This is a genomic window from Streptomyces sp. SID13726 (assembly GCF_010548375.1).
Lineage (GTDB): Bacteria > Actinomycetota > Actinomycetes > Streptomycetales > Streptomycetaceae > Streptomyces.
The window spans coordinates 1-1,037 of record NZ_JAAGLY010000063.1; the positions used below are offsets into that span (position 1 = coordinate 1).

At 66.7% G+C, this 1,037-nt stretch carries 1 protein-coding gene; it reads right to left on the minus strand.

The features are described from left to right. Window positions 1-983, minus strand: a 983-nt coding sequence (locus G3I78_RS46330) for a sugar phosphate isomerase/epimerase family protein (RefSeq protein ID WP_164436537.1), incomplete at its 3' end; no start/stop codon positions are given. Window positions 984-1,037: the final 54 nt, after the last annotated feature.

Here is a 1,037-nt window from a genome sequence, read left to right on the forward strand (position 1 = left end):
GCGTCGAAGGAGGCCGTCGGTGGCTCGAAGTCGTACTTCTTCAGGCTCTTCAACGCCTCGGGCGCGCCCTGGAGGCGGTCCATGCCGGCGTCCTCCCACTCCACCGAGACCGGGCCCCGGTAGTCGATGGAGCGCAGCATCCGGAAGACGTCCTCCCAGGGCACGTCACCGTGTCCGGCGGAGACGAAGTCCCAGCCCCGGCGCGGATCACCCCACGGCAGATGGGAGCCGAGGCGCCCGTTGCGCCCGTCGAGGCGCCTGCGGGCCTCCTTGCAGTCGACGTGGTAGATCCGCTCCCGGAAGTCCCACAGGAATCCGACCGGGTCCAGGTCCTGCCACACGAAGTGGGAGGGGTCGAAGTTCAGCCCGAAGGCCGCCCGACCGTCCACCGCCGCCAGCGCACGCTGAGTTGTCCAGTAGTCGTAGGCGATCTCGCTGGGATGGACCTCGTGCGCGAACCGCACACCCTCCGCGTCGAACACATCAAGAATCGGGTTCCAGCGCTCGGCGAAGTCCTCGTAACCCCGCTCGATCATCGCCTCCGGAGCGGGCGGGAACATCGCCACCAGATGCCAGATCGCGGAACCGGTGAAGCCGACGACGGTCTCGACACCGAAAGCCGCCGCGGCCCGCGCGGTGTCCCTGATCCGCTCCGCCGCACGCTGCCGCACCCCCTCGGGATCACCATCACCCCACACCGCGTCCGGCAGGATCGCCCGGTGGCGTTCGTCGATGATGGCATCGCACACCGCCTGCCCGACCAGATGGTTGGAGATCGCCCAGCACTCAAGACCGTACTTCTCCAGCAACTGATGCCGGGACTTCACATACGACGGATCCGCGAGCGCCTTGTCGACCTCGAAATGATCCCCCCAGCAGGCGAGTTCGAGACCGTCGTAACCGAAGTCACGGGCAAGACGGCACACCTCCTCCAGCGGAAGATCGGCCCACTGACCGGTGAACAACGTGAACTGACGCGGCATATCCCGGAACCCTCCTCAGACAGCGATCGGTGTGTAGACGGAGTTCTTCTCGGC